The sequence below is a fragment of the Acidovorax sp. IB03 genome (assembly GCF_016406015.1).
Classification (GTDB): domain Bacteria; phylum Pseudomonadota; class Gammaproteobacteria; order Burkholderiales; family Burkholderiaceae_C; genus Acidovorax; species Acidovorax temperans.
The window spans coordinates 1-24,627 of sequence record NZ_JAEFCH010000032.1 but is presented as its reverse complement, the minus strand read 5'-3'; the positions used below and the strand labels follow the sequence as shown (position 1 = coordinate 24,627).

The 24,627-nt window shown below is 65.1% G+C and carries 19 protein-coding genes; 13 read left to right on the top strand and 6 right to left on the bottom strand.

Annotated elements, in window-relative coordinates; translation table 11 throughout:
• Positions 1–17: 17 nt before the first annotated feature.
• The 6 genes from IHV84_RS15515 to IHV84_RS15490 all read right to left on the bottom strand — a co-directional run bounded on the left by IHV84_RS15515 (position 18) and on the right by IHV84_RS15490 (position 5,478).
• On the bottom strand, positions 18–743 hold the full coding sequence (locus IHV84_RS15515) for an LrgB family protein (RefSeq protein WP_044397321.1): 726 nt from the start codon (positions 741–743) through the stop codon (positions 18–20).
• Positions 727–1,089, bottom strand: coding sequence for a CidA/LrgA family protein (locus IHV84_RS15510; protein WP_198847528.1), 363 nt, complete (start codon positions 1,087–1,089; stop codon positions 727–729). The genes IHV84_RS15515 and IHV84_RS15510 overlap by 17 nt, the downstream gene beginning before the upstream one ends.
• A 9-nt stretch (positions 1,090–1,098) precedes the next feature.
• Positions 1,099–2,595 (bottom strand): FAD-linked oxidase C-terminal domain-containing protein, encoded by a 1,497-nt coding sequence (locus tag IHV84_RS15505; RefSeq protein ID WP_370541303.1) that lies wholly within the window; start codon positions 2,593–2,595, stop codon positions 1,099–1,101.
• A 101-nt stretch (positions 2,596–2,696) separates the two neighbouring features.
• Positions 2,697–3,611: a LysR substrate-binding domain-containing protein gene (locus IHV84_RS15500; RefSeq protein ID WP_067512390.1), complete on the bottom strand. Its 915-nt coding sequence runs from the start codon at positions 3,609–3,611 to the stop codon at positions 2,697–2,699.
• 23 nt (positions 3,612–3,634) lie between these two features.
• The gene (purU, locus tag IHV84_RS15495) at positions 3,635–4,483 is read right to left on the bottom strand and encodes a formyltetrahydrofolate deformylase (RefSeq protein ID WP_044397315.1); all 849 of its coding nucleotides are present in this window, start codon (positions 4,481–4,483) and stop codon (positions 3,635–3,637) included.
• Between the two features lie 86 nt (positions 4,484–4,569).
• Positions 4,570–5,478: a ChaN family lipoprotein gene (locus IHV84_RS15490; protein ID WP_198847527.1), complete on the bottom strand. Its 909-nt coding sequence runs from the start codon at positions 5,476–5,478 to the stop codon at positions 4,570–4,572.
• Positions 5,479–5,573: 95 nt separating this feature from the next.
• On the opposite strand from IHV84_RS15490, the gene IHV84_RS15485 reads away from it, so the two are divergent.
• The 13 genes from IHV84_RS15485 to IHV84_RS15425 all read left to right on the top strand — a co-directional run bounded on the left by IHV84_RS15485 (position 5,574) and on the right by IHV84_RS15425 (position 24,575).
• Positions 5,574–7,544, top strand: a complete 1,971-nt coding sequence (locus IHV84_RS15485; protein WP_198847551.1) for a type IV pili methyl-accepting chemotaxis transducer N-terminal domain-containing protein — start codon at positions 5,574–5,576, stop codon at positions 7,542–7,544.
• Positions 7,541–8,257 carry a response regulator gene (locus IHV84_RS15480; protein ID WP_370541302.1) on the top strand — a complete coding sequence of 239 codons (717 nt, stop codon included), beginning with the start codon at positions 7,541–7,543 and terminating at the stop codon, positions 8,255–8,257. The genes IHV84_RS15485 and IHV84_RS15480 overlap by 4 nt, the downstream gene beginning before the upstream one ends.
• A 335-nt stretch (positions 8,258–8,592) precedes the next feature.
• Entirely contained in the window at positions 8,593–9,882 is a 1,290-nt protein-coding gene (locus IHV84_RS15475) for a nitrate/nitrite transporter (RefSeq protein WP_198847526.1), read from the top strand.
• A 22-nt stretch (positions 9,883–9,904) separates the two neighbouring features.
• Positions 9,905–11,314 (top strand): NarK family nitrate/nitrite MFS transporter, encoded by a 1,410-nt coding sequence (locus tag IHV84_RS15470; RefSeq protein WP_198847525.1) that lies wholly within the window; start codon positions 9,905–9,907, stop codon positions 11,312–11,314.
• Positions 11,315–11,360: 46 nt separating this feature from the next.
• Positions 11,361–15,161 carry a nitrate reductase subunit alpha gene (locus IHV84_RS15465; protein WP_198847524.1) on the top strand — a complete coding sequence of 1,267 codons (3,801 nt, stop codon included), beginning with the start codon at positions 11,361–11,363 and terminating at the stop codon, positions 15,159–15,161.
• Between the two features lie 23 nt (positions 15,162–15,184).
• Positions 15,185–16,708, top strand: a complete 1,524-nt coding sequence (gene narH, locus IHV84_RS15460) for a nitrate reductase subunit beta (protein ID WP_198847523.1) — start codon at positions 15,185–15,187, stop codon at positions 16,706–16,708.
• A gap of 154 nt (positions 16,709–16,862) precedes the next feature.
• Positions 16,863–17,564: a nitrate reductase molybdenum cofactor assembly chaperone gene (narJ, locus tag IHV84_RS15455; RefSeq protein ID WP_066690176.1), complete on the top strand. Its 702-nt coding sequence runs from the start codon at positions 16,863–16,865 to the stop codon at positions 17,562–17,564.
• The gene (narI, locus tag IHV84_RS15450) at positions 17,561–18,292 is read left to right on the top strand and encodes a respiratory nitrate reductase subunit gamma (RefSeq protein WP_198847522.1); all 732 of its coding nucleotides are present in this window, start codon (positions 17,561–17,563) and stop codon (positions 18,290–18,292) included. The genes narJ and narI overlap by 4 nt, the downstream gene beginning before the upstream one ends.
• A gap of 153 nt (positions 18,293–18,445) precedes the next feature.
• Entirely contained in the window at positions 18,446–19,261 is an 816-nt protein-coding gene (locus IHV84_RS15445; RefSeq protein WP_233100058.1) for a peptidylprolyl isomerase, read from the top strand.
• A 17-nt stretch (positions 19,262–19,278) separates the two neighbouring features.
• Complete coding sequence (locus IHV84_RS15440) at positions 19,279–19,953, top strand: carbonic anhydrase (RefSeq protein ID WP_066690171.1); 675 nt, start codon at positions 19,279–19,281, stop codon at positions 19,951–19,953.
• 103 nt (positions 19,954–20,056) lie between these two features.
• Complete coding sequence (locus IHV84_RS15435; protein ID WP_198847520.1) at positions 20,057–22,504, top strand: adenosylcobalamin-dependent ribonucleoside-diphosphate reductase; 2,448 nt, start codon at positions 20,057–20,059, stop codon at positions 22,502–22,504.
• Positions 22,501–23,847, top strand: a complete 1,347-nt coding sequence (locus IHV84_RS15430) for an NnrS family protein (RefSeq protein ID WP_198847519.1) — start codon at positions 22,501–22,503, stop codon at positions 23,845–23,847. Before IHV84_RS15435 ends, IHV84_RS15430 begins: the two co-directional genes overlap by 4 nt.
• Before the next feature lie 23 nt (positions 23,848–23,870).
• Positions 23,871–24,575 (top strand): nitroreductase family protein, encoded by a 705-nt coding sequence (locus IHV84_RS15425; RefSeq protein ID WP_198847518.1) that lies wholly within the window; start codon positions 23,871–23,873, stop codon positions 24,573–24,575.
• Positions 24,576–24,627: the final 52 nt, after the last annotated feature.

Below are 24,627 nucleotides of genomic sequence, written 5' to 3'. Positions count from 1 at the left end.
GAGCCACTTTTTATCACTTAAAAAAGCCGAAACACCAGCGGCATCAACACGGCTGCCAGCACCACCTGCAGGCCCAGTGCCAGCCCGGCATAGGCTCCGGCATCGGCATTCACCTGCATGGCGTGGGCGGCGCCAATGCCGTGGGAGGCCGTGCCCAGCGCAAAGCCGCGCAGGGCCATGCCCTCAGCGTCGGTGGGCAGGCGCATCAGGCCAAACAGCCAGCGGGCCGACAGGGCACCCACCATGCCGGTCAGTGCGGCAAACACCGCCGCCAGCGCGGGCACGCCGCCAATCTGCGCGGCCACCCCCATCGCCACCGGGGCCGTGACGGATTTGGGGGCGAGGGACATCAGCACATCCCCCGGCAGGCCCAGCGCCCAGCCCAGCCCCACGGCGCTGGCTGCCGCTGCGGTGCCCCCTGCCAGAGAGGCCAGCACCAGCCGCCCCCAGCGCGCGCGCAGGGCGGCCCGGCGCTGCCACAGCGGCCAGCCCAAGGCCACGACGGCGGGGCCCAGCAAGAAGTGGATGAACTGCGCGCCCGCAAAGTAGGTGGGGTACGCCGTGCCGGTGGCCAGCAACACCCCCGCCAGCACCGCCACCGAGAGCATCACCGGGTTGGCCCATGGGGCATGCCCGGCACGCAGTGACACCGCCTGTGCCAGCACGTACACAGCCAGTGTTGCCGTCAATCCGAACAGAGGGGCCGACGACAGGTAGACCCAGAGTTCAACGAAGTTCTGCATGCTCATTCACCTTGGGCTTCCAAAGCCGCAGTACCCCTGCCGTGACGGCCATGCCCACCCAGGTAGACACCACGATCACCGCCACCAGCTGCAGGCCGTGCGCACTCAGCAGGGCCAGATGCGTCATCACCCCCACGCCCACGGGCACGAACAACAGCGACAGGTGGCTCAGCAAAAAACCGGCCGCCGGTGCCACAGCCGCCTGCACGGGAGACCAGCGCAGAGCCAGCAGCAAAAGCACCATGCCCACCACCGGGCCTGGCACGGGCAATTTCAGGAAGTGGGAAAGTGCCTCGCCTCCCGATTGCATGAGCAACAAGAACGCCAAACCTTGCAAGGGTCTCATGGGCAAGCGTCAGAACCGGGGCAGGTCGGGGTGCTTGATCTGCCCGCCGCGCACCAGCATCTTTCCGTATTCGGCGCACCGGTTCAGCGTGGGAATCACCTTGCCGGGGTTGAGCAGACCGGCTGGGTCAAACGCGTGCTTGAGCCCGAACATCTGCGCGTTTTCCTCGGTGGTGAACTGCACGCACATGCTGCTGAGCTTTTCCACGCCCACTCCGTGCTCGCCTGTCACCGTGCCGCCCATGGCCACGCTGGTCTCCAGGATGTCGGCGCCAAACAGCTCGCAGCGGCGCAGCTGGTCCGGGTCGTTCGCATCGAACAGGATCAGCGGGTGCAGGTTGCCGTCGCCCGCGTGGAACACGTTGGCGCAGCGCAGCTGGTACTTCTTCTCCATCTCGGCAATGGCCAGCAGGATGTCGGCCAGGCGCTTGCGCGGGATGGTCGAGTCCATGCACATGTAGTCGGGGCTGATGCGGCCGCTGGCGGGGAAGGCGTTTTTGCGGCCGCTCCAAAAGCGCAGGCGTTCGGCCTCGTCCTGGCTCACGCTGATGGCTGTGGCGCCCGCCGCGCGCAGCACCTCGCTCATGCGGCCAATTTCCTCTTCCACCTCTTCGGGCGTGCCGTCGCTTTCGCACAGCAAGATGGCTTCGGCACTCAGGTCATAGCCTGCGTGCACAAAGTCTTCCACGGCGGCGGTCATGGGCTTGTCCATCATCTCGAGCCCGGCGGGGATGATGCCCGCCGCAATCACGGCCGCCACGGCGTCGCCGGCTTTGCGCACATCGTCAAAGCTGGCCATGATGCAGCGCGCCAGCTGGGGCTTGGGCACGAGCTTGACGGTGACTTCAGTGGTCACGGCCAGCATGCCCTCGCTGCCGATCACGGCGGCCAGCAGGTCGTAGCCGGGGGTGTCCAGCGCCTCGCTGCCAAATTCCACGGGCTCGCCTTCCACCGTAAAGCCCTTCACCTTGAGCACGTTGTGCACCGTGAGCCCGTATTTCAGGCAGTGCACGCCGCCCGAGTTCTCGGCCACGTTGCCGCCGATGGTGCAGGCGATCTGGCTGCTGGGGTCGGGCGCGTAGTAGAGGTTGTATGGCGCCGCCGCCTCGCTGATGGCCAGGTTGCGCACGCCGCACTGCACCACGGCCGTGCGGCTCTCGGGGTTCACTTCCAGAATGCGGTTGAACTTGGCCAGCGACAGCGTCACGCCCATGGCATGGGGCATGGCCCCGCCCGAGAGGCCCGTGCCCGCACCGCGGGCCACCACGGGCACCTGCAACTGGTGGCAGGTGCGCAGCACGGCCTGCACTTCGTCGTACGTTTCGGGCAGGCACACCACCAGCGGGCGCTGGCGGTAGGCGGTCAGGCCGTCACATTCGTAGGGGGTGGTGTCTTCAGCGTTCCAGAGCAGGGCGTGGGCGGGCACCACGGCAGACAGGGCCTGCACCACACGGGATTGCAGCGCCTGGCGCTCGGCGGGGGAGGGGTGGGGTGTTTCGGTGATCACTTGCGCACTGTAACGCGGTGTACCGCTGCTTGGGAGAGGTCCCGTTTTGAAGTTTTGTCACGCGCCGTGTGACAAAAGCGCGCGGGGCCTTCAGTCGCCTACTAAAGCGTGGCCTTGAGCCACTGCGCAAACGCCGAACACTCCCAGCGCTCCATCGCACCGGTGCGCCAGCACAGGTAGTGGGCGTGGGGGCTGGGGGCTTCGATGGGGAACAGGCGCACCAGCGTGCCGTGGTCCAGCCAGGGCGCGCCCAGCTTGAGGCGCACCAGGGCTACGCCCATGCCGGCAGCGGCTGCGTCGCACATCAGGCCAATGTCGTTGAACTGCGAACCCTCGCTGGGCTCCGCCCAATCCAGGCCGCTGACCGAAAACCAGGTGCGCCAGGGCTCCAGCGGGCTGCGCAGCAGGGGCAGGCCCTCAAGGTCTTCCGGGCGCTCGAAAGGGCCGTGTTCGCGCACAAACGCGGGCGATGCCAGCGGCGTGACCACGTCGCGTGCCAGTTCGATGTGCTCCACATCGGCATAGTGGCCGGGGCCAAAGCGCACCATGAGGTCGGCGTCCTCGGCCACCACGTCTAGCAGTGGAATGGACACCTGCAGCGCCAGGTCGATTTCAGGATACGCCTCGGTGAACTGGCGCAGCCGGGGGATGAGGATGGTGCGGGCAAACGTGGGTGTGACGGCTAGCTTCAGCCGCCTGCGCCCTGGCGCCGAGGCCGCGCCCGGAAAGCGCTGCAGCGCGCCCAGTCCCTCGCGCACATGGGCCAGGTAGGCGCTGCCTTCGGTGGTGAGCGAAAAATCTGCCCGGCCAAACAGCCGCACGCCCAGAATCTGCTCCAGCTGCTTGACCCGGTGGCTCACCGCGCTGGGCGTGACGCACAGCTCGTCCGCCGTCAGCGTCACGCTGCGCAGGCGGGCCAGTGCCTCAAAAGTAAGCAGGCACTGGATTGGTGGGATGCGCCGTGCGTTGCCTGCCTGGAAGGCCAGTGCGCTGCTGCTCACCGGGGGCTGGGCCATGCGGTGGGGTGTTGCGCCGCTGCTTAGCGGAAGACCACGGTCTTGTGGCCGTTGAGCAGCACGCGGTGTTCGCTGTGCCACTTCACGGCGCGGGCCAGCACCTGGCTTTCGGTGTCTCGGCCCCGGGCTGTCAGGTCTTCTACCGTGTCGGTGTGGTCTGCGCGGGCCACGTCCTGCTCAATGATCGGGCCTTCGTCCAGGTCCGCCGTCACGTAGTGGGCCGTGGCGCCGATGAGCTTCACGCCCCGGTCGTGCGCCTGGTAGTAGGGCTTGGCGCCCTTGAAGCTGGGCAGGAAGCTGTGGTGGATGTTGATGGCGCGGCCTGCCAGCTTGCGGCAGAGGTCGTCGCTCAAGACCTGCATGTAGCGGGCCAGCACCACCAGTTCGGCGCCTTCGGCCTCGATGATCTCGAACTGCTTGGCCTCGGCCTGGGCCTTGGTGGCCGCAGTCACCGGGATGTGGTGGAACGGCACGTTGTAGCTGGCGGCCAGTTGGTAAAAATCGCGGTGGTTGCTGATGATGGCGCGGATGTCCACCGGCAGCAGGCCGGATTTCCAGCGGAACAGCAGGTCGTTGAGGCAGTGGCCTTCCTTGCTGACCATCAGCACCGTCTTCATCGGCTCGGCCGTGGTGTGCAGGCTCCAGCGCATCTGGTGGGGCTCGGCAAAGGTGGCCAGGCGGGCCTTCAGGGTGGCGTGGTCGTGCTGGTCGCAGGCAAATTGCACGCGCATGAAGAACAGGCCCGTGGCGTTGTCGTTGTATTGGGCAGCTTCTTCAATGTTGCCGCCGTGTTCCATCAGGAACCCGGACACGGCGTGCACCAGCCCCAGTCGGTCGGGGCAGGAAAGGGTAAGAATGTAGGCTTGGGTCATAGGCGCCCGATTGTCGCAGCACCGGCGCCAGTTTGCTGCGCAAGGCCTATGGTGGGCGCTCGCCAATGGCGGCCTTTTGCGCTGCGTCACTGCAATTGCTGGCGCAGTGTCTCGCAGTGGTCGGGCCCTTCGCGCCAGGGGGAAGCCCACACCAGGTCGGCATCGGCCGGAACGGTGCGCTCAACCGCCTGGGCCATCGCGTCGTCCGCCGGGGCGGGTGTTCCATCACTGGGTGGCGGCGCCTTGTGCTGCATGGCGATCACGATGCGCGCAGTGAGGTCTTTGGGGAGGTGCACTGGCACCCCCGCTGTGCGCAGCACATGGCCGGCGCCGGTGATCAGCACCGTCGTCTGGCCATATTGCCGCTGGGCCTCTACCAGGACCTGGGCCATGCTCTTGTCGCGGGCAATCTGGATGCGCGCCATGGCGGGCACCTGGGTTTCCGCCAGCAGGCGGCAGTGCCCCTGGCGAATGGCCTCGCGCTGGCGCTCCAGGGCGGGGGGCGTCAAGACCAGGTCCAAGGTGTCATCGCGCATCGCACTGCGGTTTTGTGTGCGGGGCAGGTTGCCCCCCAGCACCGGCACACCAGCCCGCACGGCTTCCATGATGGCCGGGGCATAGGCGGCCCAGGGCCAGGCCGCGTCGTTCCAGCGCAAAGCGTTCTGCACCTGGGCGGGCGTGGCATCTGCCGGCAGGGCGGCAGTGCTGGTGCCACGTTCTGCCATCTCCAGCACCACGGCCCCCAACTGGTTGCGGATGGCCAGCCACTGCACGGCAGCGTGCTGCATGCGCTGGTGCTCTGGGTCGTCGTGCTGCTCGCCCAGCAGCAGCACCTCGGCGGGCAATACGGTGCGCAGCACCAGGGGCCATTGCTCCCCCTCGGCCACCGGAGGGCGCTGGGCGCAACCTGCCAGGGTCAGGCCCATCAGCAGGGCCAGCGCGGGGCGGCGCGTTGAAAGAGGGAGGAGAGGCAGACGGAAGAACATGAAGCGCATGCGCAAATGCTAAGCGGTTGCTTTGGTGGATGTGCGGGTGTATGGTCTTGATCCTGGTCAAGACTTACTGGGCAGCCCATGCCTACACTGCGCCGATGCGAAATTCCCCATCCCTCACAACCAAGCTGCTGGCGATGGGTGCAGGCTTCCTGCTCGTGGCCCTCAGCTCCATTGGCCTGACCCTGTGGGTGACCTGGAAGCTGGAAGGCGGTGCCGCGGCCGTGAACGAGGCGGGGCGGCTTCGCATGAACATGCTGCGCATGGTGATGGTGCTGCAGACCGAGCCGGTGCAGGCCGTGCAACAGCATGCCAAAGAATTTGACGCCAGCCTGGAGCTGCTGCGCACGGGCGACCCGTCCCGCCCCCTGTTTGTGCCCTGGAGCGATGAAACCCGCCCCCGCTTCGACGCCATCCGACTCAACTGGGCCCAGCTGCAGCAACAGTGGACGCAGGAGCCGCGCCCTAGCCGGGACCAGGCCCTGGCGCAGGCCGACCACTTCGTCAGTGAGGTGGACCGCTTTGTGGAAACCATTGAGGTCCAGATTGCGGGCTGGACGGCCGCGCTGCACCTGTTTCAGCTGTGCATGATGGCCCTGGCCATTGCGGCGGCGGTGACCTTCATGGCCGTGAGCTACCTGCTGGTGATCAACCCCGTGGCCCGGCTGCAAGGCGCGCAGGCGCGTCTGCGCCAGGGTGATCTTTCTACCCGCTTGCCGGTGGACACCGATGACGAATTCGGCCAGCTGTCTGCTGGCTTCAACCTGATGGCGCATGCGCTGCAGGCATCGCATGAGGGGCTGGAGCAGAAAGTGCAGGAAAAAACGGCCAGCATTGCCGTGCAGAACCAGCGGCTCGAAGCCCTGTACGCAGTGAGCGCCCTGGCCTCGGATGCGGCCAGCCTGACGGAGCTTGCCACTGCGTTTGTGCGCCAGGTCCGGAAAGTGGCCGGGGCCGATGCGGTGGCCGTGCGCTGGTCAGACGAAGCCAACGAGCGCTATGTGTTGCTGGCCAATGACGGCCTGCCCCGGGCCATGGCGGAAGAGGAACATTGCCTGCACACGGGCTCTTGCCATTGCGGCCAGCCCCAGGAACAGGCGCGCACCCGCGTCATCCCCATCACCCCCACATCCATGGTGGCGCTGCCCCATTGCCGCGAAGCCGGGTTTGAGACGATGGTGACCATTCCTGTGCAAATGCAGCAGCGCGTGCTGGGCGAGGTAGATCTGTTCTTCCGCTTCCCGGTGGCGTTGAACGATGATCTGCGGGAGTTGCTCGAAGCCATGACGCGCCACCTGGCCAGCGCCATGGAAGGCTTGCGTGCCACCGCGCTGGAGCGAGAGGCCGCCGTGGCGCAAGAGCGCAGCCTGATCGCGCGGGAGCTGCACGACTCCATCGCGCAGTCGCTCGCCTTCCTCAAGATCCAGACCCAGCTGCTGCGCGATGCCGTGGCCAAGGGCGACGCCGCCAAGCGTGATCGCAGCATCGATGAACTGGATGTAGGCGTGCGCGAGTGCTACAGCGATGTGCGCGAGTTGCTGGTGCACTTTCGCACCCGCACCAGCGAGGAGGACATCGAGGCTGCGCTGCGCGCCACGCTGTCAAAGTTTGAGCACCAGACGGGCATGGCCACTTCGCTGTCCATGGCAGGCCACGGCGTGCCCCTGCCGCCCGATGTGCAGATCCAGGTGCTGCACATGGTGCAGGAAGCCTTGTCGAATGTCCGCAAGCATGCCAAGGCGACGCGGGTGGAACTGCGGGTGGAACGCCATCCGCGCTGGCGCTTTGAAGTCCAGGACGATGGCATAGGCTTTGAGGTAGAGCAGGTTCCGCCCGATTCCTTGCACGTAGGCCTGGGTATCATGCGCGAGCGCGCCCAGCGCATTGGCGCGGTGGTGCAGGTGCAGTCGCACCGCGGGCAGGGCACACGCGTGTGCATCGAGCTGCCCAGCAGCCCCAGGCCACCCGCACCAGTCAGTGTCACCGCCAGCCCGGCCCAGGCCGCGCCTGTGGCTGCCGCGCCCATCGCCCCCCATTCGCCCGCCCCCCTTCAGGAGCTATTGACGTGACCCAGCCCGCTGCCGCCGCCCCCGTGACCTTGCTGGTGGTGGACGACCACACCTTGTTCCGGCGTGGCCTGATCGCCCTGCTGGGGCAGGACGCCGGCCTGCATGTGGTGGGTGAGGCAGGCGACGCCGCCGAGGCCTTGAGGCTGGTGCCCACCTTGCAGCCCGATGTGATCTTGCTGGACAACCATCTGCCCGGCGTGATGGGTGTGGACGCCATTCGCGGCTTGCGTGAAGTGTCTCCACGCTCGCGCGTGCTGATGCTCACGGTGAGCGAAGACTCGCAAGACCTTGCTGCGGCGTTGCGCAACGGCGCCCAGGGGTATCTGCTCAAAACCATCGACGGGGATTTGCTGGCGCAGGCCATTCGCCGCGCCGCGCAGGGTGAGCCTGTGGTCAGCCCGGAACTCATGGGCAAGCTGGTGGCGGCCTTCCAGTCGCAAGGGGCGCCTTCGGCGGCCAGCGCCGCGCCTGCGCCGGAGGTGGCCGAGGCTTCTGGCAGCGCCGCGTCTGACAGTGGCACCCCCCTGTCCCCGCGCGAAGAAGAAGTGCTGCGCGAGATTGCGCGCGGCATGAGCAACAAGGAAATCGCGCGGGTGCTGGACATCGCCGAGACCACGGTGAAGATCCATGTCCAGCACATCCTGCGCAAGCTCGGCCTGACCTCGCGCGTGCAGGCGGCGGTGTACGCATCCGACCGCCAGCGCGCGGAATAGCGGCCACGCGCCGATCTTTCATTCCTTGGCGATGAGCCCCTGCGGGGGCTCTTTTCTTTTTTGCTATCAAAAAAATAGCTGGTGGCGCTTATCTGTAGGCGCTTTCAGCCCATTTTTGCTTGAAATTCAGATGTGCCACATCTTCGTCACGGTGGCGTTCTACAACCAGCGGTGCGGTCAGCCCCTTCGGCGGCGGGCGGGGTAGTAGTTCTTTCGAACGATGCGCTTGCACCCTGACTACTACCTCTGCCGTGCTGCACATGGTCTAGCGAAGGATGGGCAAAACCCTCGGTAACGCGGACGATACCTCCCATACGAAAGAGAGGAACAGCGCAATGGTTAACGAAACCCTGCCCCAGGGCGCAAGCCCCCAGCGCACGCGCCAGGCTTGGTCGGTGCTCATCGTGAGCACCTTCGCCTTCACCGTCTGCTTCATGGTCTGGATGATGTTCGGTGTGATCGGCATCCCCATCAAGAAGATGCTGAACCTGAATTCCACGCAATTCGGTCTGCTCATGTCCATGCCCGTGCTCACCGGCTCGCTTGTGCGCGTGCCGTTGGGCATCTGGACGGACAAGTACGGCGGCCGCATCGTGATGGCCGCTGTGATGGCTGCCACCGTGCCCGCCATCTGGATGATGGGCTACGCCACCGAATACTGGCACTTCCTGACCATCGGCCTCTTTGTGGGTCTGGCGGGCGGCTCCTTCTCGGTGGGCACCCCTTACGTTGCCCGCTGGTTCCCCAAGAATCGCCAGGGTACGGCCATGGGCGTGTACGGCGCAGGCAACTCGGGCGCAGCCGTCAACAAGTTTGTTGCGCCGGTCATCCTGGTGGCCTTTGGCTGGACCATGGTGCCCCAGGTGTACGCCGCCATCATGCTGGGCACGCTGGTGCTGTTCTGGCTGTTCAGCTACAGCGACCCCGCCCATCTGGTGCCCAGCAACGTCAAGTTCACCGACCAGCTCAAGGCGCTGAAGGACCCCAAGGTGCTCAAGTACTGCCAGTACTACAGCATCGTGTTCGGTGGCTATGTGGCCCTGTCGCTGTGGATGGTGCAGTACTACGTGGGAGAGTTTGGTCTGGACATCCGCGTGGCCGCCTTGCTGGCTGCCTGCTTCTCGTTGCCCGGCGGCGTGCTGCGCGCCATCGGCGGCATGCTGTCTGACAAGTACGGCGCCCACAGCGTGACCTGGTGGGTGATGTGGGTGAGCTGGATCTGCCTGTTCCTGCTGAGCTACCCCCAGACCGATTTCACCATCGCCACCGTCAACGGCCCCAAGACCTTCCACATCGGCCTGAACGTGTACGTGTTCACCGGCATCATGTTCCTGCTGGGCATTTGCTGGGCGTTTGGCAAGGCCAGTGTGTTCAAGTACATCAGCGACGACTACCCCCAAAACATCGGAACCATCAGCGGCATCGTCGGCCTGGCCGGTGGCATGGGCGGGTTCGTGCTGCCCATCATGTTCGGTGCGCTGATGGACCTCACCGGCATCCGCTCCAGCGCTTTCATGCTGATGTACGGCGTGGTGTGGGTCTCGCTCATCTGGATGTACTTCACCGAAGTGCGCCGCGCCCCTGTCATGGGTGCGCAAGGTGCCGCGCAAGCCGGCAGCCGCTGATTTTTTCGAAGGAAACCTCACCATGTCTGCCACCACCACCAGCGGGCGCCAGGGGCGTCTGCTCACCATCTGGGCACCGGAGGACAAGTCCTTCTGGGAGCGCGAGGGCGAAGCCATTGCCAAGCTCAACCTCTGGATCTCGGTGCCCGCGCTGTTCCTGGCCTTTGCCATCTGGCAGGTCTGGAGCGTCGTCGCCGTGAGCCTGCCGGGCCTCGGTTTCAAGTATTCGACCAACCAGCTGTTCTGGCTGGCGGCCGCGCCCGCGCTCTCTGGCGCTACCCTGCGCATCTTCTACTCGTTCATGGTGCCCCTGGTTGGTGGCCGCCGCTGGACGGCGATCTCCACCGCCTCGCTGCTGATCCCGGCCATCGGCATTGGTTTTGCGGTGCAGGACAACACCACGGCCTACCCGACCATGCTCATCCTGGCGCTGCTGTGCGGGCTGGGTGGCGGCAACTTCAGCTCCAGCATGGCCAACATCAGCTTCTTCTTTCCGAAGGAGCGCAAGGGCTCGGCACTGGGTGTGAATGCGGGCCTCGGTAACCTGGGCGTGTCGGTGGTGCAGTTCCTGAGCCCTCTGGTCGTCACGGCCGGCATCTTTGGAGTTTTGGGGGGTGAACCCCAGACCATCGTCAAGAACGGCCAAACCATGCAGGTGTGGACGCAGAACGCCGCCTTCATCTGGGTGCCATGGATTGCCCTCACGGCCCTGGCCGCCTGGTTTGGCATGAATGACATTGCCGACGCCAAGGCTTCGTTCGCTGCGCAGGCCGCCATCTTCAAGCGCAAGCACAACTGGCTGATGTGCGTGCTGTACCTGGGCACCTTCGGCTCGTTCATCGGCTATGCCGCAGGTTTTCCGCTGCTCATCAAGAGCCAGTTCCCCAACATCAACCCCCTGGCCTATGCCTGGCTGGGCCCGCTGGTGGGTGCGGTGATCCGCCCCTTTGGTGGCTGGCTGGCCGACAAGCTCGGCGGCGCGCGCGTCACGCTGTGGAACTTCATCGTCATGGCCATTGCCGTGGTGGGCGTCACGGTGTTCCTGCCATCGGGCAGCAACGAAGGCCAGTTTGGCGGCTTCTTCGTGTGCTTCCTGGTGCTGTTCCTCACCACCGGCATCGGAAATGGTTCGACCTTCCGCATGATCCCCGTCATCTTCCTGACCGAAGCCATGCGCGGTGTGGACAAGAACAACGCCGCCGCAGTGGCCCAGGCCAACAAGGAAGGCAACACCCTGGGCGCTGCCACGCTGGGCTTCACGGCTGCGATGGCTGCGTACGGCGGGTTCTTCATTCCCAAGAGCTACGGCAGCTCCATCGCGCTCACCGGCAGCCCCCATGCCGCGCTGTGGACCTTCTTCGCGTTCTATCTCGTGTGCATCGTGATTACCTGGTGGTACTACGGCCGCAAGAACGCCGAGATGCCTTGCTGAGCCGACCCACAGAACCGCACAGAACAGACAAGACAAGGAGCCCCCGATGAGCCATTTTCTCGATCGCCTCACGTACTTCTCGCAACCCCGCGAGACATTTGCACAAGGCCACGGCGAAACCAACGGTGAAGACCGCACCTGGGAAGACGCCTACCGCGACCGCTGGGCGCACGACAAGATCGTGCGCTCCACCCACGGTGTGAACTGCACGGGCTCTTGCTCGTGGAAGATCTACGTCAAGGGCGGCATCGTCACCTGGGAAACCCAGCAGACCGACTACCCACGCACCCGCCCCGACCTGCCCAACCACGAACCCCGTGGCTGCGCACGCGGCGCCAGCTACAGCTGGTACCTGTACAGCGCCAACCGCGTGAAGTACCCCATGGTGCGTGGCCGCCTGCTCAAGCACTGGCGCGCTGCCATTGCCCTGGCCAAGAGCCCGGTGGACGCCTGGGCCAGCATCGTCGAGAACAGCACTTCGCGCAGTGACTGGCAAAAGCAGCGCGGCCTGGGCGGCTTCGTGCGCAGCACCTGGGACGAAGTCAACCAGATGATCGCTGCAGCCAATGTGTACACGATCAAGAAGCATGGCCCCGACCGCATCATCGGCTTCTCGCCCATCCCGGCGATGTCGATGATTTCGTACGCAGCCGGTTCGCGCTACCTGAGCCTGATTGGCGGCGTGTGCATGAGCTTCTACGACTGGTATTGCGACCTGCCCCCCAGCAGCCCGCAAACCTGGGGCGAGCAGACCGACGTGCCCGAGTCGGCCGACTGGTACAACAGCTCGTACATCATTGCCTGGGGCTCCAATGTGCCCCAGACGCGCACGCCCGACGCGCACTTCCTGACTGAGGTGCGCTACAAGGGCACCAAAGTCGTGTCCATCACGCCCGACTATTCCGAAGTGGCCAAGCTGGGTGACTTGTGGATGCACCCCAAGCAGGGCACCGATGCGGCCGTGGCCATGGCCATGGGCCATGTGATCCTGAAAGAGTTCTACTTCAAGGACGGTGGCAAGGGCCGGAGCAGCTACTTTGACGACTACGCCCGCCGCTACACCGACCTGCCACTGTTGGTGGTGCTCAAGGAAAAGACGCTGCCCGACGGTCGCAAGGCCATGGTGCCTGACCGCTACGTGCGCGCCAGCGACTTCCCCAACAAGCTCGACCAGTCGAACAACCCCGACTGGAAGACCGTGGGCTATGACGAGCTGGGCCAGGTCACGCTGCCCAATGGCTCCATCGGCTTCCGCTGGGGTACGGACGGCCGCCCCGACCAGGGCCTGTGGAACCTGGAGAACAAGGACGCCCGCACGGGCAATGACGTCAAGCTCAAGCTGTCGGTGATCGAAGACGGCGAGCAGCCCCACGACGTGGCTGACGTGGCCTTCCCTTACTTTGGCGGCGTGCACGCCCCCAACTTCACCGCCAATGACCAGGGCGGTGACGTGATGGTGCGCCGCGTGCCCGTGAGCCATCTGGAGCTGGATGGCCATGAAGTCCAGGGCCGCGTGATGGTGGCCACGGTGTTCGACTTGCTGGCAGCCAACTACGGCATCGACCGTGGCCTGCCCGGTGAAGAGCCCGGTGGCAGCTACGACGCCGACCGCCCCTTCACCCCCGCATGGCAAGAAAAGATCACCGGTGTGCCGCGCGAGCAGATCATCACCGTGGCCCGCCAGTTTGCCGACAACGCCCACAAGACGCATGGCAAGTCCATGGTCATCATCGGCGCGGCCATGAACCACTGGTACCACAGTGACATGAACTACCGCGGCATCATCAACATGCTGATGCTGTGCGGCTGTATCGGCCAAAGCGGTGGCGGCTGGGCGCACTATGTGGGCCAGGAAAAGCTGCGTCCCCAAACCGGCTGGACTGCTCTGGCGTTTGCGCTGGACTGGATCCGCCCACCCCGCCAGATGAACAGCACCAGCTTCTTCTACGCGCACACCGACCAGTGGCGCTACGAAAAGCTGGGCATGGAAGAGATCCTTTCGCCGCTGGCCGACGCCCGCGCCTACCACGGGGCCCAGATCGACTACAACGTGCGCGCCGAGCGCATGGGCTGGCTGCCTTCCGCGCCCCAGCTCAAGACCAACCCCATGCAGGTGGCCAAGGACGCTGCTGCGGCGGGCATGGATGCGAAGGACTACGTCGTCAAATCGCTCAAGGACGGCAGCCTGACCATGAGCTGCGAGGACCCAGACCACCCAGACAACTGGCCGCGCAACATGTTCGTGTGGCGTTCCAACATCCTGGGCTCGTCGGGCAAGGGGCATGAGTACTTCCTCAAGCACCTGCTGGGCACCACGCACGGCGTGCAGGGCAAAGATTTGGGCAAAGACGAAGCCAAGCCCGAAGAAGTGCAGTGGCACGCCAATGCGCCTGAAGGCAAGCTGGACCTGCTGGTCACGCTGGACTTCCGCATGAGCACGACCTGTTTGTATTCGGACATCGTGCTGCCCACGGCCACCTGGTATGAGAAGAACGACCTCAACACCAGTGACATGCACCCCTTCATCCACCCGCTGTCCACCGCGGTGGACCCAGCCTGGCAGGCCAAGAGCGACTGGGAGATCTACAAGGGTTTCGCCAAGGCCGTGAGCGAGGTCAGTGTGGGCCACCTGGGCGTGGAAAAAGACGTGGTGCTCACCCCCATCATGCACGACACGGCTGGCGAAATGGCCCAGCCCTACGGCGTGAGCGACTGGAAGAAGGGCGAGTGCGAACTCATCCCCGGCAAGACTGCGCCGCAGATCACGGTGGTCGAGCGCGACTACCCCAACCTGTACAAGCGCTTCACGGCTCTGGGCCCATTGATGGACAAGGTGGGCAACGGCGGCAAGGGCATTGGCTGGAACACGCAGACTGAAGTCGGCCAGCTGGGCGACCTGAATGGCCGTGTGAAGGAAGAGGGCGTGACCAAGGGCATGCCCCGCATCGTGACCGACATCGACGCCACCGAAGTGGTGATGATGCTGGCGCCTGAGACCAACGGCCACGTGGCCTGCAAGGCCTGGGAAGCCCTGGGCAAGCAGACCGGCCGCGACCACGTGCACCTGGCGCTGCACCGCGAGGACGAAAAAATCCGCTTCCGCGACATCCAGGCGCAGCCGCGCAAGATCATCAGCTCGCCCACCTGGTCGGGCCTGGAGAGCGAGAAGGTTAGCTACAACGCGGGCTACACCAACGTGCACGAGCTGATCCCATGGCGCACCCTCACCGGACGTCAGCAGTTCTACCAGGACCACCCCTGGATGCGCGACTTCGGCGAAGGCTTTGTGAGCTATCGCCCCCCCGTCCACCTGAAGACGCTGGAAGAAGTCGAAGGCAAGAAGCCCAACGGCCACCGCGAGATTGCGCTGAACTTCATCACGCCGCACCAGAAGTGGGGCATCCACAGCACGTACAGCGACAACCTGATGATGCTCACGCTGAACCGGGGTGGCTCGGTGGTGTGGCTGAGCGAAGACGACGCGAAGGTTGCGGGCATCGTGGACAACGACTGGGTGGAGCTCTTCAACGCCAACGGCGCCATTGCGGCCCGCGCGGTGGTGAGCCAGCGCGTGAACCCCGGCATGGTGATGATGTACCACTCGCAAGAGAAGATCATCAACACGCCCGGCTCCGAGATCACGGGCACCCGTGGTGGTATCCACAACTCGGTCACGCGCATTGTGCTCAAGCCCACCCACATGATCGGTGGCTACGCGCAGTACAGCTACGGCTTCAACTACTACGGAACCATCGGCACCAACCGCGACGAATTCGTGCTGGTGCGCAAGATGGACCGCGTGGACTGGTTGGACGACGAAGTGTCTGAAACCGGCGCCCACGCCTGAAGCCGAAGACAAGGAGAAACACGATGAAAATTCGCGCACAAATCGGCATGGTGCTGAACCTGGACAAGTGCATTGGTTGCCACACCTGTTCCGTCACCTGCAAGAACGTCTGGACCAGCCGCCCTGGTGTGGAATACGCCTGGTTCAACAACGTTGAGACCAAGCCCGGCATTGGCTACCCCAAGGAATGGGAAAACCAGGACAAGTGGAACGGCGGCTGGGTGCGCAACCCGGACGGCTCCATCGCCCCCCGCCAGGGCGGCAAGTGGAAGCTGCTCATGCGCATCTTCGCCAACCCCAACCTGCCGCAGATCGACGACTACTACGAGCCCTTCACGTTCGACTACGACCACCTGCAGGCTGCGCCGGAAAGCAAGGCCGCCCCCACGGCCCGCCCGCGCAGCCTGATCACCGGCAAGCGCATGGAGAAGATCGAGTGGGGCCCGAACTGGGAAGAAATCCTGGGCGGCGAGTTCAGCAAGCGCAGCAAGGATAAGAACTTCGACGAGGTGCAAAAGGACATCTACGGCCAGTTCGAGAACACCTTCATGATGTACCTGCCGCGCCTGTGCGAGCACTGCCTGAACCCGGCGTGCGTCGCATCGTGCCCCTCGGGATCTATCTACAAGCGCGAGGAAGACGGCATCGTGCTGATCGACCAGGACAAGTGCCGCGGCTGGCGCATGTGCGTGAGCGGCTGCCCCTACAAGAAGATCTACTACAACTGGCAATCGGGCAAGGCCGAGAAGTGCATCTTCTGCTACCCCCGCATTGAGGCGGGCCAGCCCACCGTGTGCTCGGAAACCTGCGTGGGCCGCATCCGCTACCTGGGCGTGCTGCTGTACGACGCAGACCGTATTCAGGAAGCTGCCAGCGTGGAACGCGACCGCGATCTGTACCAGGCCCAGCTCGACATCTTCCTGGACCCTAATGATCCAGACGTCATCAAGCAGGCCCGCATTGACGGCATTCCCGACAGCTGGATGGAAGCCGCCCGCAACAGCCCGGTCTACAAGATGGCTGTGCAGTGGAAGGTGGCCCTGCCACTGCACCCCGAGTACCGCACGCTGCCCATGGTCTGGTACGTGCCACCCTTGTCGCCCATCACGGCCGCTGCCAACGCGGGCCATGTGGGTGTGAATGGCGACATTCCAGACGTCTCGCAACTGCGCATTCCGGTGCAGTACCTGGCCAACCTGCTCACGGCTGGTGACACCGGCCCCGTGGTGCGAGCCCTGGAACGCATGCTGGCCATGCGCACCTACCAGCGCGACAAGCACGTCGAGCAACGCCAGAACCTGGCCGTGCTGCAGCAGGCGGGCTTGTCGATGGCCGAGGTGGAGGAGATGTACCACGTGATGGCGATTGCCAATTACGAAGACCGCTTCGTGATTCCTACGGCCCACCGCGAGTACGCCGAAAACGCGTTCGACATCCGTGGCGGCTGCGGCTTCTCGTTCGGCAACGGCTGCTCCGATGGCGCGACCGAAGTCAGCATGTTTGGCGGCAAGAAGCCACGCACCATCCCGATCAAGGCCACGGTATGAAACACCCCCTGAGTCGCTTCGCGCCTTCCCCCTCAAGGGGGACGACGGCCTTTGCTGCGGGGCGGCCCTTGCTGGCCGTCCTCGCGATACCGCTGAGCCGGTTTTGCAGGTCGCGGACATTGTCCAGCGCCGTAGAGCACTGAAAGGAACCACCATGTTCAAGAAGAACCCGACCTCTTTGCGACTGACGCTGCGCGCACTGGGCTACCTGCTGAGCTACCCCGATGCACAGCTGCGCAGCGTGATGCCTCAGCTCGTCGATGCCCTGCGCTCCGAAGGCGCCTTGACCAGTGAGCGCATGTCTGAAATCGAAGCCGTGTGCCAGCACCTGGCGGCGCTCGACCCCCTGGAAGTCGAAGCCCGCTATGTGGACAACTTTGACCGGGGCCGCCAGACCTCGCTGCACCTGTTTGAGCATGTGCATGGCGACTCGCGCGACCGTGGCCCGGCGCTCATCGATCTGATGCAGACCTACGAAAAGGCGGGCCTGCAATTCAACGCCGACGAGCTGCCCGATCACCTGCCCGTGGTGCTGGAGTTTGCCTCCACCCAGCCGCCCGAAGTGGCCAAGGAATTCCTGGGCGAGATGGCCCACATCCTCAATGCGCTGTTCAGTGCGCTGGTGGCTCGCAACAGCCCCTACGCCAGTGTCATCGCCGCCGTGCTCGAAGTCTCGGGCCAGCGCGTGCAATCGGTGGCGCTGACCCCCGAGCCCGAAATGGACGAGGTCTGGGCGGAGCCCGAAGCGTTTGGGGGTTGCAGCACCCAGGGTCAGTCCAAGCCTGACCAGCCGCAACCCATGCATTTTGTTCGTACCCCCCGCGCCGAGCGGGCACCAGAAGGAGTCTCCGTATGACCGCCTGGCTTGATACCCTGTTGTTTGGCATCTATCCCTATATTTGCCTGGCCGTGTTCTTCATTGGCAGCTGGGCGCGGTTTGACCGCGACCAATACACCTGGAAGAGCGACTCCTCGCAGCTGCTGCGCACCGGCAGCCTGCGTTGGGGCAGCAACCTGTTCCACATCGGCGTGCTGTTCCTGTTCTTCGGTCACACCTTCGGCATGTTGACGCCCCACGTGGTGTACGAGCATTTCATCAGTGCTGGCAACAAGCAGTTGATGGCCATGGTCTCCGGCGGTATCGCTGGCGTGCTCGCCTTTGTGGGCGTGACCATCCTGCTGCACCGCCGCCTTTCAGACCCACGCATTCGCGCCACCTCCAAGACCAGCGACATCGTTCTGCTGTTCCTGCTGTGGCTGCAACTGGCGCTGGGCCTGGCCACCATTCCGCTGTCTGCGCAGCACCTGGATGGTTCCATGATGATGAAGCTGGCCGAGTGGAGCCAGCGCATCGTGACCTTCCGCAGCGGTGGCGTGGAGCTGCTGGCTGATGCGGGCTGGATCTTCAAGACCCACATGTTCCTGGGCATGAGCATCTTCCTGATCTTCCCGTTCACCCGTCTGGTGCACGTGTGGAGCGGTTTTGGCACGCTGGCCTATGTGCTGCGTCCCTACCAGGTGGTGCGTGCGCGCCGCTTGAACCTGCCCGCAGGCCACATGCAGTCGCAAGACCGCCGCGCCTGAAGCCCACTGTTTCCCCTGGATACCAAGGAGCACACCATGAGCGGATGTGGAACCGGGGGCTGCGGCTGCAGCTCCACCGAAAAGAGCACTGCGGCCCCGGCCAGCACATTGACCCCTGCGCAGGCTGCGGCCTATGAGGCTCTGGCGGCATCCATGGTCGATGCCCCTGTGCAGTTGGCGCCTTCATCCGCGCCCAGTGCCGGGGCTGCCCCTGTGGCTCGCATCAACGGCGTGCCGTTGAACACGCCCAGCGAATGGCTGGACGAGGAAACGCTGCGCCAGCGCGCCTGCACTGAATTGCTGCGCCAGGCGGCGCAGCAGGCAGGCTTGCTGTCTGCCGACGATGCTCCGGGCGTCGAAGGTGCCACCAGTGCGGAAGCATCGAATGCCATTGAGCAATTGCTCGACCGCGAGCTGAACATCCCCGAACCCTCGCTAGAGGCTTGCCGCCGGTACCACGAGGCCCATCCCGCCGCCCACGCGCAAGGCGAACGCGCCCATCTGCGCCACGTGCTCTTTGCCGTCACGCCAGGCGTGGACGTGAAGCAGCTGCGTCTGCGGGCCGAAGCCCTGTTGATCGAGCTGCGCTGTGCTGATGATGGTGGCGCCAAGTTCGCGCAAGCGGCTGCTCAGTGGTCCAACTGCCCCAGCGGCCAGCAAGGCGGTGACCTGGGCTGGCTCACGCGGGCCGACTGTGCCCCCGAATTTGCCCGCGAAGTCTTTGGCGGAGCCGAAGTGGGCGTGCTGGCACGCCTGGTGCACAGCCGCTTTGGCCTGCATGTGGTGGAAGTGGTAGCCCGCGATCCAGGCCAGCAGCCTTCCTTTGAGGAAGTGCGCCAGGCCATCGCCCTGACCTTGCGCCAGCAAGCCTGGGTGAACGCGCTGCGCCAGTACCTGCAGGTACTGGCCGGTGGGGCCACCGTCGAAGGAGTGGTCCTGGACGCCGCCGACACACCCTTGGTGCAGTAGCTCTTGCGGATGACACCATGCCTGATGAACTGCTAGACCGCCTGCGTCGTTTTCACAACGATGCTTTTCCGCAGTACCGCGAGCAGTTCCAGAACCTGGTGGATGAGGGCCAACACCCCACCACCCTGTTCATCGGCTGTTCGGACTCGCGTCTGGTGCCCTATCTGCTGACGGGTGCCGGGCCGGGGGAACTGTTTCTGGTGCGTAACGTCGGTGCCTTTGTGCCACCGTACGACGGCTCGCATGGCCACCACGGCACTACGGCCGCCATCGAGTTTGCCGTGCTCAACCTGCAGGTGCGCCGCATCATCGTGTGCGGCCACAGTCACTGTGGGGCTATCAAGGCGATGTATGGTGAGGTCTCGCCCGAGGCCCCCAACCTCAACCGCTGGCTGGATCTGGGGCGTGAGGCCTTGCTGCCGGTGCAGCCAGGCCCCGAGGCCCTGCGCCGCACAGAACAGCGGGCCGTGGTGCTCCAGCTGGAACGGCTGATGGAGTACCCCATGGTTCGCAGTCGCGTGCAGTCAGGGCAGATCAGCCTGCACGGCTGGCACTACGTGATTGAAGATGGGGAAGTCCACGTTTTTGATGTGCAGACGGGCGGTTTTGTGCCCGCATCGCGTGCCGACAACAGCGGCACCGGGCCCTACCACCCCTATGTGGAGCATGACGGCCAGGTGCTGCTGGACTAGCCTTTGCCGCCCCGGCGTGTTGCCAGGGTGGTGGGGCGTTGCTTTTACCCCTTCTTGATGGAGCGCAAGGCCGCCGATTAGGAACCTTGAATCATTCCGAGCCATGAAGCGCGAAACTCCCCCCTCTCTGACCCCCTCCATCTCCCCCCTGCAGCCCATCAGCCTGGATGTGCTGCGCGAGAAATACCTCAAACCCGGCGAGAGCAGCGTCGAAGACCTGTACAGCCGCGTGGCCCGTGCCCTGGCCTCTGTCGAGGCCCCGGCCCTGCGTGAAAAATACGAAGCCCTGTTCCTGGCCAACCTGCATGCGGGTGCCATCGGCGCCGGTCGCATCATGAGTGCAGCGGGCACAGACATCCAGGCCACGCTCATCAACTGCTTTGTGCAGCCCGTGGGTGACTGCATTCAGGGCGTGGACGAAGAAGGCTACCCCGGCATTTACGAAGCCCTGCGCGAAGCGGCCGAAACCATGCGGCGCGGTGGCGGCGTGGGCTATGACTTCTCGCGCATCCGCCCACGCGGCGCTGAAGTCAAAGGCACCCACTCCATGGCGTCGGGGCCCTGCAGCTACATCAATGTGTTCGACCAGTCCTGCTCCACGGTCGAAAGCGCGGGCTCGCGCCGTGGCGCGCAGATGGGCGTGCTGCGCATCGACCACCCCGATGTGAAGGAGTTCATCACCGCCAAGCGCACGCCCGGCCGCTGGAATAACTTCAACGTGTCGGTGGGCGTGTCCGATGCGTTCATCGAAGCCGTTCAGGCCGATGCCCCGTGGGAGCTGGTTCACCGCGCGCGGCCGGGCGTAGCCCTGCAGGCGCAAGGCGCCCACCAGCGCGCTGATGGGCTGTGGGTGTATTCCACCGTGCCCGCGCGCGAGTTGTGGGACACGATCATGAAATCCGCCTACGACTTTGCCGAGCCCGGCATTTTGTTCCTGGGCCGCATCAACGAGGACAACAACCTCCACTACTGCGAAGACATCGCCGCCACCAACCCCTGCGGCGAACAGCCGCTGCCGTCGTACGGCTGCTGTGACCTGGGGCCCATCATCCTGACGCGTTTTGTGCGCAACGCTTTCGGGCGGGGCGGTGCCGCAGCGTTTGACTTTGAAGCCTTTGAACGGGCCGTGGCCTTGCAAGTGCGTGCGCTGGATAACGTGCTGGACGTCACCTTCTGGCCCCTGCCGCAGCAGCGCGACGAGGCCATGGCCAAGCGCCGCATTGGTGTGGGCTTTACCGGTATGGGCAACACGCTGGCCATGCTGCAACTGCGCTACAACGCACCCGAAGGCCGCGCCATGGCCGCCCGCATTGCCGAGCGCATGCGCGACGCGGCGTACGAGGCATCGGTGGCGCTGGCCCAGGAAAAGGGCGCGTTCCCCAAGTTCAATGCAGATGGCTACCTGGCCCCTGGCACCTTTGCCAGCCGCTTGCCTGCGGCTCTACAAAAAAGCATTCGCAAGCACGGCATTCGCAACAGCCACCTGCTGTCCATCGCGCCCACCGGCACGGTGAGTCTGGCCTTTGCCGACAATGCCTCCAACGGCATCGAGCCACCGTTTTCGTGGATGTACAAGCGCAAGAAGCGCGAGGCCGATGGCAGCACCAGCGAATACGCGGTGGAAGACCATGCCTGGCGCCTGTACCGCGACGGAGGCGGCGACGTGAACGCGCTGCCCGACTACTTTGTGTCGGCCCTGGCCATGTCGGCCCAGGACCACATCGCCATGATGGAAGCCGTGCAGCCCTTCGTGGACACGGCCATTTCCAAGACCGTGAACATCCCGGCCGACTACCCCTACAAAGACTTCAAGGACCTGTACCTGCAGGCCTGGCGCGCACGGCTCAAAGGCCTGGCCACCTACCGGCCCAACGCCATCCTGGGCTCTGTGCTGGAAGTGAGCACGCCCGCCCCGGCACCTGCCGCCACAGCCCCGACGCCTGCGCCCGTAGCGCCCGTGGTGGACCCCATGCGCACCGTGATTGAAAGCCGCCCCAAGGGTGGCCTATCGGCCGTGGCCGAGAAGGTCGAATACTGGACGCAGGAAGGCCACAAGACGCTGTACATCATCGTCTCGTTCCTGCCCGTGCCCACAGGCGTGGGCAACCACACGGTGGACCGCGCCATCGAATTCTTCATGCCCGTGGGACAGAGCGGCGAGTCGCAGCAGTGGATCACCTCCAGCATGCGGCTGCTGTCGCTCGCAGCGCGCGGCGGCTTTCTGGAGCGCGCTCTTTCGGACATGCGCAAGGTGGCGTGGGACCGCGGCCCTGTGCGCCTGGGCACGCACCAGCGCGCCGATGGCGCCATGGTGCCCATGTGGCATGACTCGGAAGTGGCTGCCATCGCCTTTGCTGTGCAAAACATTCTGGCCCGCCGCGTGGCCGAGCCGCAGCAGCAATCCCTGCCGCTGGACGAGCCTGAAGCGCCCGCTGGCATGCCGCCTGCCATGGCAGGAAAGAAGTGCAGTGAATGCGGCGCGCACGCCGTGATCCGCAAGGACGGCTGCGACTACTGCACCCAATGCGGCCACCTGGGTAGCTGCGGATGAATACGCCTCGCCCCACCATCCCGCTGAAGGTCGCGTCAGGCAAGCCCTCGAAAGAGGCCCTGGCGCAACTCGACAAGCACTGGCGTGTGCAGTACCTCATGCTGGCGCCCCATCGGCTGAGCTTCTTCCTGGCCATGGTGGTGCTGGTGGCGTCTGCGCTGTGGTGGGGCGCGGTGCAGGTGGACCGCGCCACGGGCTGGCTGGGCTTGCCCTATGCCTCGGGCTACGCTGTTTCACCCACGCTGGTGCATTCGGCGGTGATGGTGCTCGGCTTCATTCCGCTGTATTTCGCCGGCTTCCTGTTCACCGCTGGCCCCAAGTGGCTGGGGGTGGATCCATTGCCAGTGTCCGCCGTGCGGCCCCCGTTGTTTCTACAAACCATTGGATGGCTCTTGTGGCTGGCCGGGGCGCATTTGCACGCCGCTTTGGCCCTCGCCGGTCTGGCGCTGGCGTGCGCCGGGCTTGCATGGATGACGGTGCAGTTCTGGGGCCGGGTGCACCTGAGCCAGGCGGAAGACCAGCTCCATGCCCGCGTGATTGGCTTTGCCTGCGTGCTGGGCACTTTGAGCGCGGCGGGCGTTTGGGTGGCCATGCTGCTGCAGGCCCATGCGCTGGCCCGGGTGTGGGTGTTTTGCGGCCTGTGGGGCTTTGTGGTGGTGGTCTACGTCACGGTGGCGCACCGCATGATTCCTTTCTTCACCTCCAGCGCCATGCCGCTGGTGCAGGCCTGGCGTCCGTTCTGGGTGCTGTGGCTCATGCTGGCCGCCGCGGGCATGCAGGTGCTGGCTGCGTGGCTGGAGTGGGGCGGCATTGCCGCCAGCCCGGCCGGGCCCGCATGGGCGGTGGTGCACGGCACGCTGCAGGTGCTGGTGGGCGGTGTTCTGGTGTGGCTGGCGTGGGTGTGGGGCCTGGTGCAAAGCCTCAAGAACAAACTGTTGGCCATGCTGCACATCGGATTTTTGTGGCTGGGTGTCGCCTTCTTGCTGGGCGGCCTCGCGCAGTGGCTGGCGGTGGGTCTGGGCGTTGGTAGCCTGGGCCTGGGTGCGCTCCATGCGTTGTCGATGGGCTGCTTGGCGTCGCTGATGCTGGCCATGGTCACGCGGGTGTCGTGTGGCCACGGCGGGCGGGCTCTGGTGGCCGACCGCATCGTGTGGTCGCTGTTCTGCCTGCTGCAGCTGGCCACCTTGCTGCGCATTGCAGCCACCTTGCCAGTGTGGCCGGCTGGAGCGTTGCCTTGGTTGCTGCTGGCCAGCGCCAGCGTGTGGCTCATCACCATGGGGGTGTGGGGTGGGCGGCTGGCGCGCTGGTATGGCCGCTTGCGCCCCGATGGGCGCCCCGGCTGAACCCTGGACGAAAGGATTTCCTCATGTCTGTCTTCCCTTGGCCTTTGGATCCCGTGCGCGGCGGCGGCCGCAGCAGCACCGGGGCGCTCAAACATGCCATGATCGAACACATGCCCAGTGCCGATGACACCGCCGGTCTTGCAGCGGCGTTGATCCAGTCCCGCCAGACCATCTTGCCCAAGCGCCTGGGGGCGCCGGGCCCCAACGTGGCCGAGCTGGCCGCCATCCTGCAGGCGGCTGCCCATGCGCCCGACCACGGCCAGCTCACGCCCTGGCGCTTTGTGCTGGTGCCCGACACCTCGCGCACGCTGCTGGCCGATGTGTTTGCCGAGGCCCTGCTGGAGCGTGACCCCGATGCCGCCCCTGAACAGGTGGAGCAGGCGCGCGAAAAGGCCTACCGTTCCCCCGTGTTGCTGCTGGCCATTGTGGATGGCGAGCGGGGCGATGCCGACATTGAGCTGGCCGAGCGCATGGTGTCGGCCGGTTGCGCCATTCAAAACATGCTGCTCATGGCCACCGCCCAGGGGTACGGCTCGGCGCTGACCAGCGGCAAGGCCCTGAAGGCTTCGAGCCTGCGGGCGCTGTTCCGGCTGGCGCCGGGCGAGCAGGCGTTGTGCTTTGTGAGCATTGGCACCGTGGTAGCCCGCAAGGGTGGGCGGCTACGGCCCACGGCCAGCAGTTACGTGAGCACGCTGGACGAACACCGGGGCATACTGCCCGGCTTCTAAGAACCTTATATGGACGCCCCGAATAAGCCAAGCCCTCACTCACTGCTGCCAA

What these genes read in the sequence shown, in the direction of transcription:
- IHV84_RS15445 (WP_233100058.1), top strand. Translation starts at nt 18,446, where the DNA reads ATGGTCGATGCCCCTGTGCAGTTGGCGCCTTCATCCGCGCCCAGTGCC.
- IHV84_RS15430 (WP_198847519.1), top strand. Translation starts at nt 22,501, where the DNA reads ATGAATACGCCTCGCCCCACCATCCCGCTGAAGGTCGCGTCAGGCAAG.
- narH (WP_198847523.1), top strand. Translation starts at nt 15,185, where the DNA reads ATGAAAATTCGCGCACAAATCGGCATGGTGCTGAACCTGGACAAGTGC.
- IHV84_RS15490 (WP_198847527.1), bottom strand. Translation starts at nt 5,478, where the DNA reads ATGCGCTTCATGTTCTTCCGTCTGCCTCTCCTCCCTCTTTCAACGCGC.
- narI (WP_198847522.1), top strand. Translation starts at nt 17,561, where the DNA reads ATGACCGCCTGGCTTGATACCCTGTTGTTTGGCATCTATCCCTATATT.
- IHV84_RS15470 (WP_198847525.1), top strand. Translation starts at nt 9,905, where the DNA reads ATGTCTGCCACCACCACCAGCGGGCGCCAGGGGCGTCTGCTCACCATC.
- purU (WP_044397315.1), bottom strand. Translation starts at nt 4,483, where the DNA reads ATGACCCAAGCCTACATTCTTACCCTTTCCTGCCCCGACCGACTGGGG.
- IHV84_RS15515 (WP_044397321.1), bottom strand. Translation starts at nt 743, where the DNA reads ATGCAGAACTTCGTTGAACTCTGGGTCTACCTGTCGTCGGCCCCTCTG.
- IHV84_RS15465 (WP_198847524.1), top strand. Translation starts at nt 11,361, where the DNA reads ATGAGCCATTTTCTCGATCGCCTCACGTACTTCTCGCAACCCCGCGAG.
- IHV84_RS15510 (WP_198847528.1), bottom strand. Translation starts at nt 1,089, where the DNA reads ATGAGACCCTTGCAAGGTTTGGCGTTCTTGTTGCTCATGCAATCGGGA.
- IHV84_RS15485 (WP_198847551.1), top strand. Translation starts at nt 5,574, where the DNA reads ATGCGAAATTCCCCATCCCTCACAACCAAGCTGCTGGCGATGGGTGCA.
- IHV84_RS15425 (WP_198847518.1), top strand. Translation starts at nt 23,871, where the DNA reads ATGTCTGTCTTCCCTTGGCCTTTGGATCCCGTGCGCGGCGGCGGCCGC.
- IHV84_RS15440 (WP_066690171.1), top strand. Translation starts at nt 19,279, where the DNA reads ATGCCTGATGAACTGCTAGACCGCCTGCGTCGTTTTCACAACGATGCT.
- IHV84_RS15475 (WP_198847526.1), top strand. Translation starts at nt 8,593, where the DNA reads ATGGTTAACGAAACCCTGCCCCAGGGCGCAAGCCCCCAGCGCACGCGC.
- narJ (WP_066690176.1), top strand. Translation starts at nt 16,863, where the DNA reads ATGTTCAAGAAGAACCCGACCTCTTTGCGACTGACGCTGCGCGCACTG.
- IHV84_RS15500 (WP_067512390.1), bottom strand. Translation starts at nt 3,611, where the DNA reads ATGGCCCAGCCCCCGGTGAGCAGCAGCGCACTGGCCTTCCAGGCAGGC.
- IHV84_RS15435 (WP_198847520.1), top strand. Translation starts at nt 20,057, where the DNA reads ATGAAGCGCGAAACTCCCCCCTCTCTGACCCCCTCCATCTCCCCCCTG.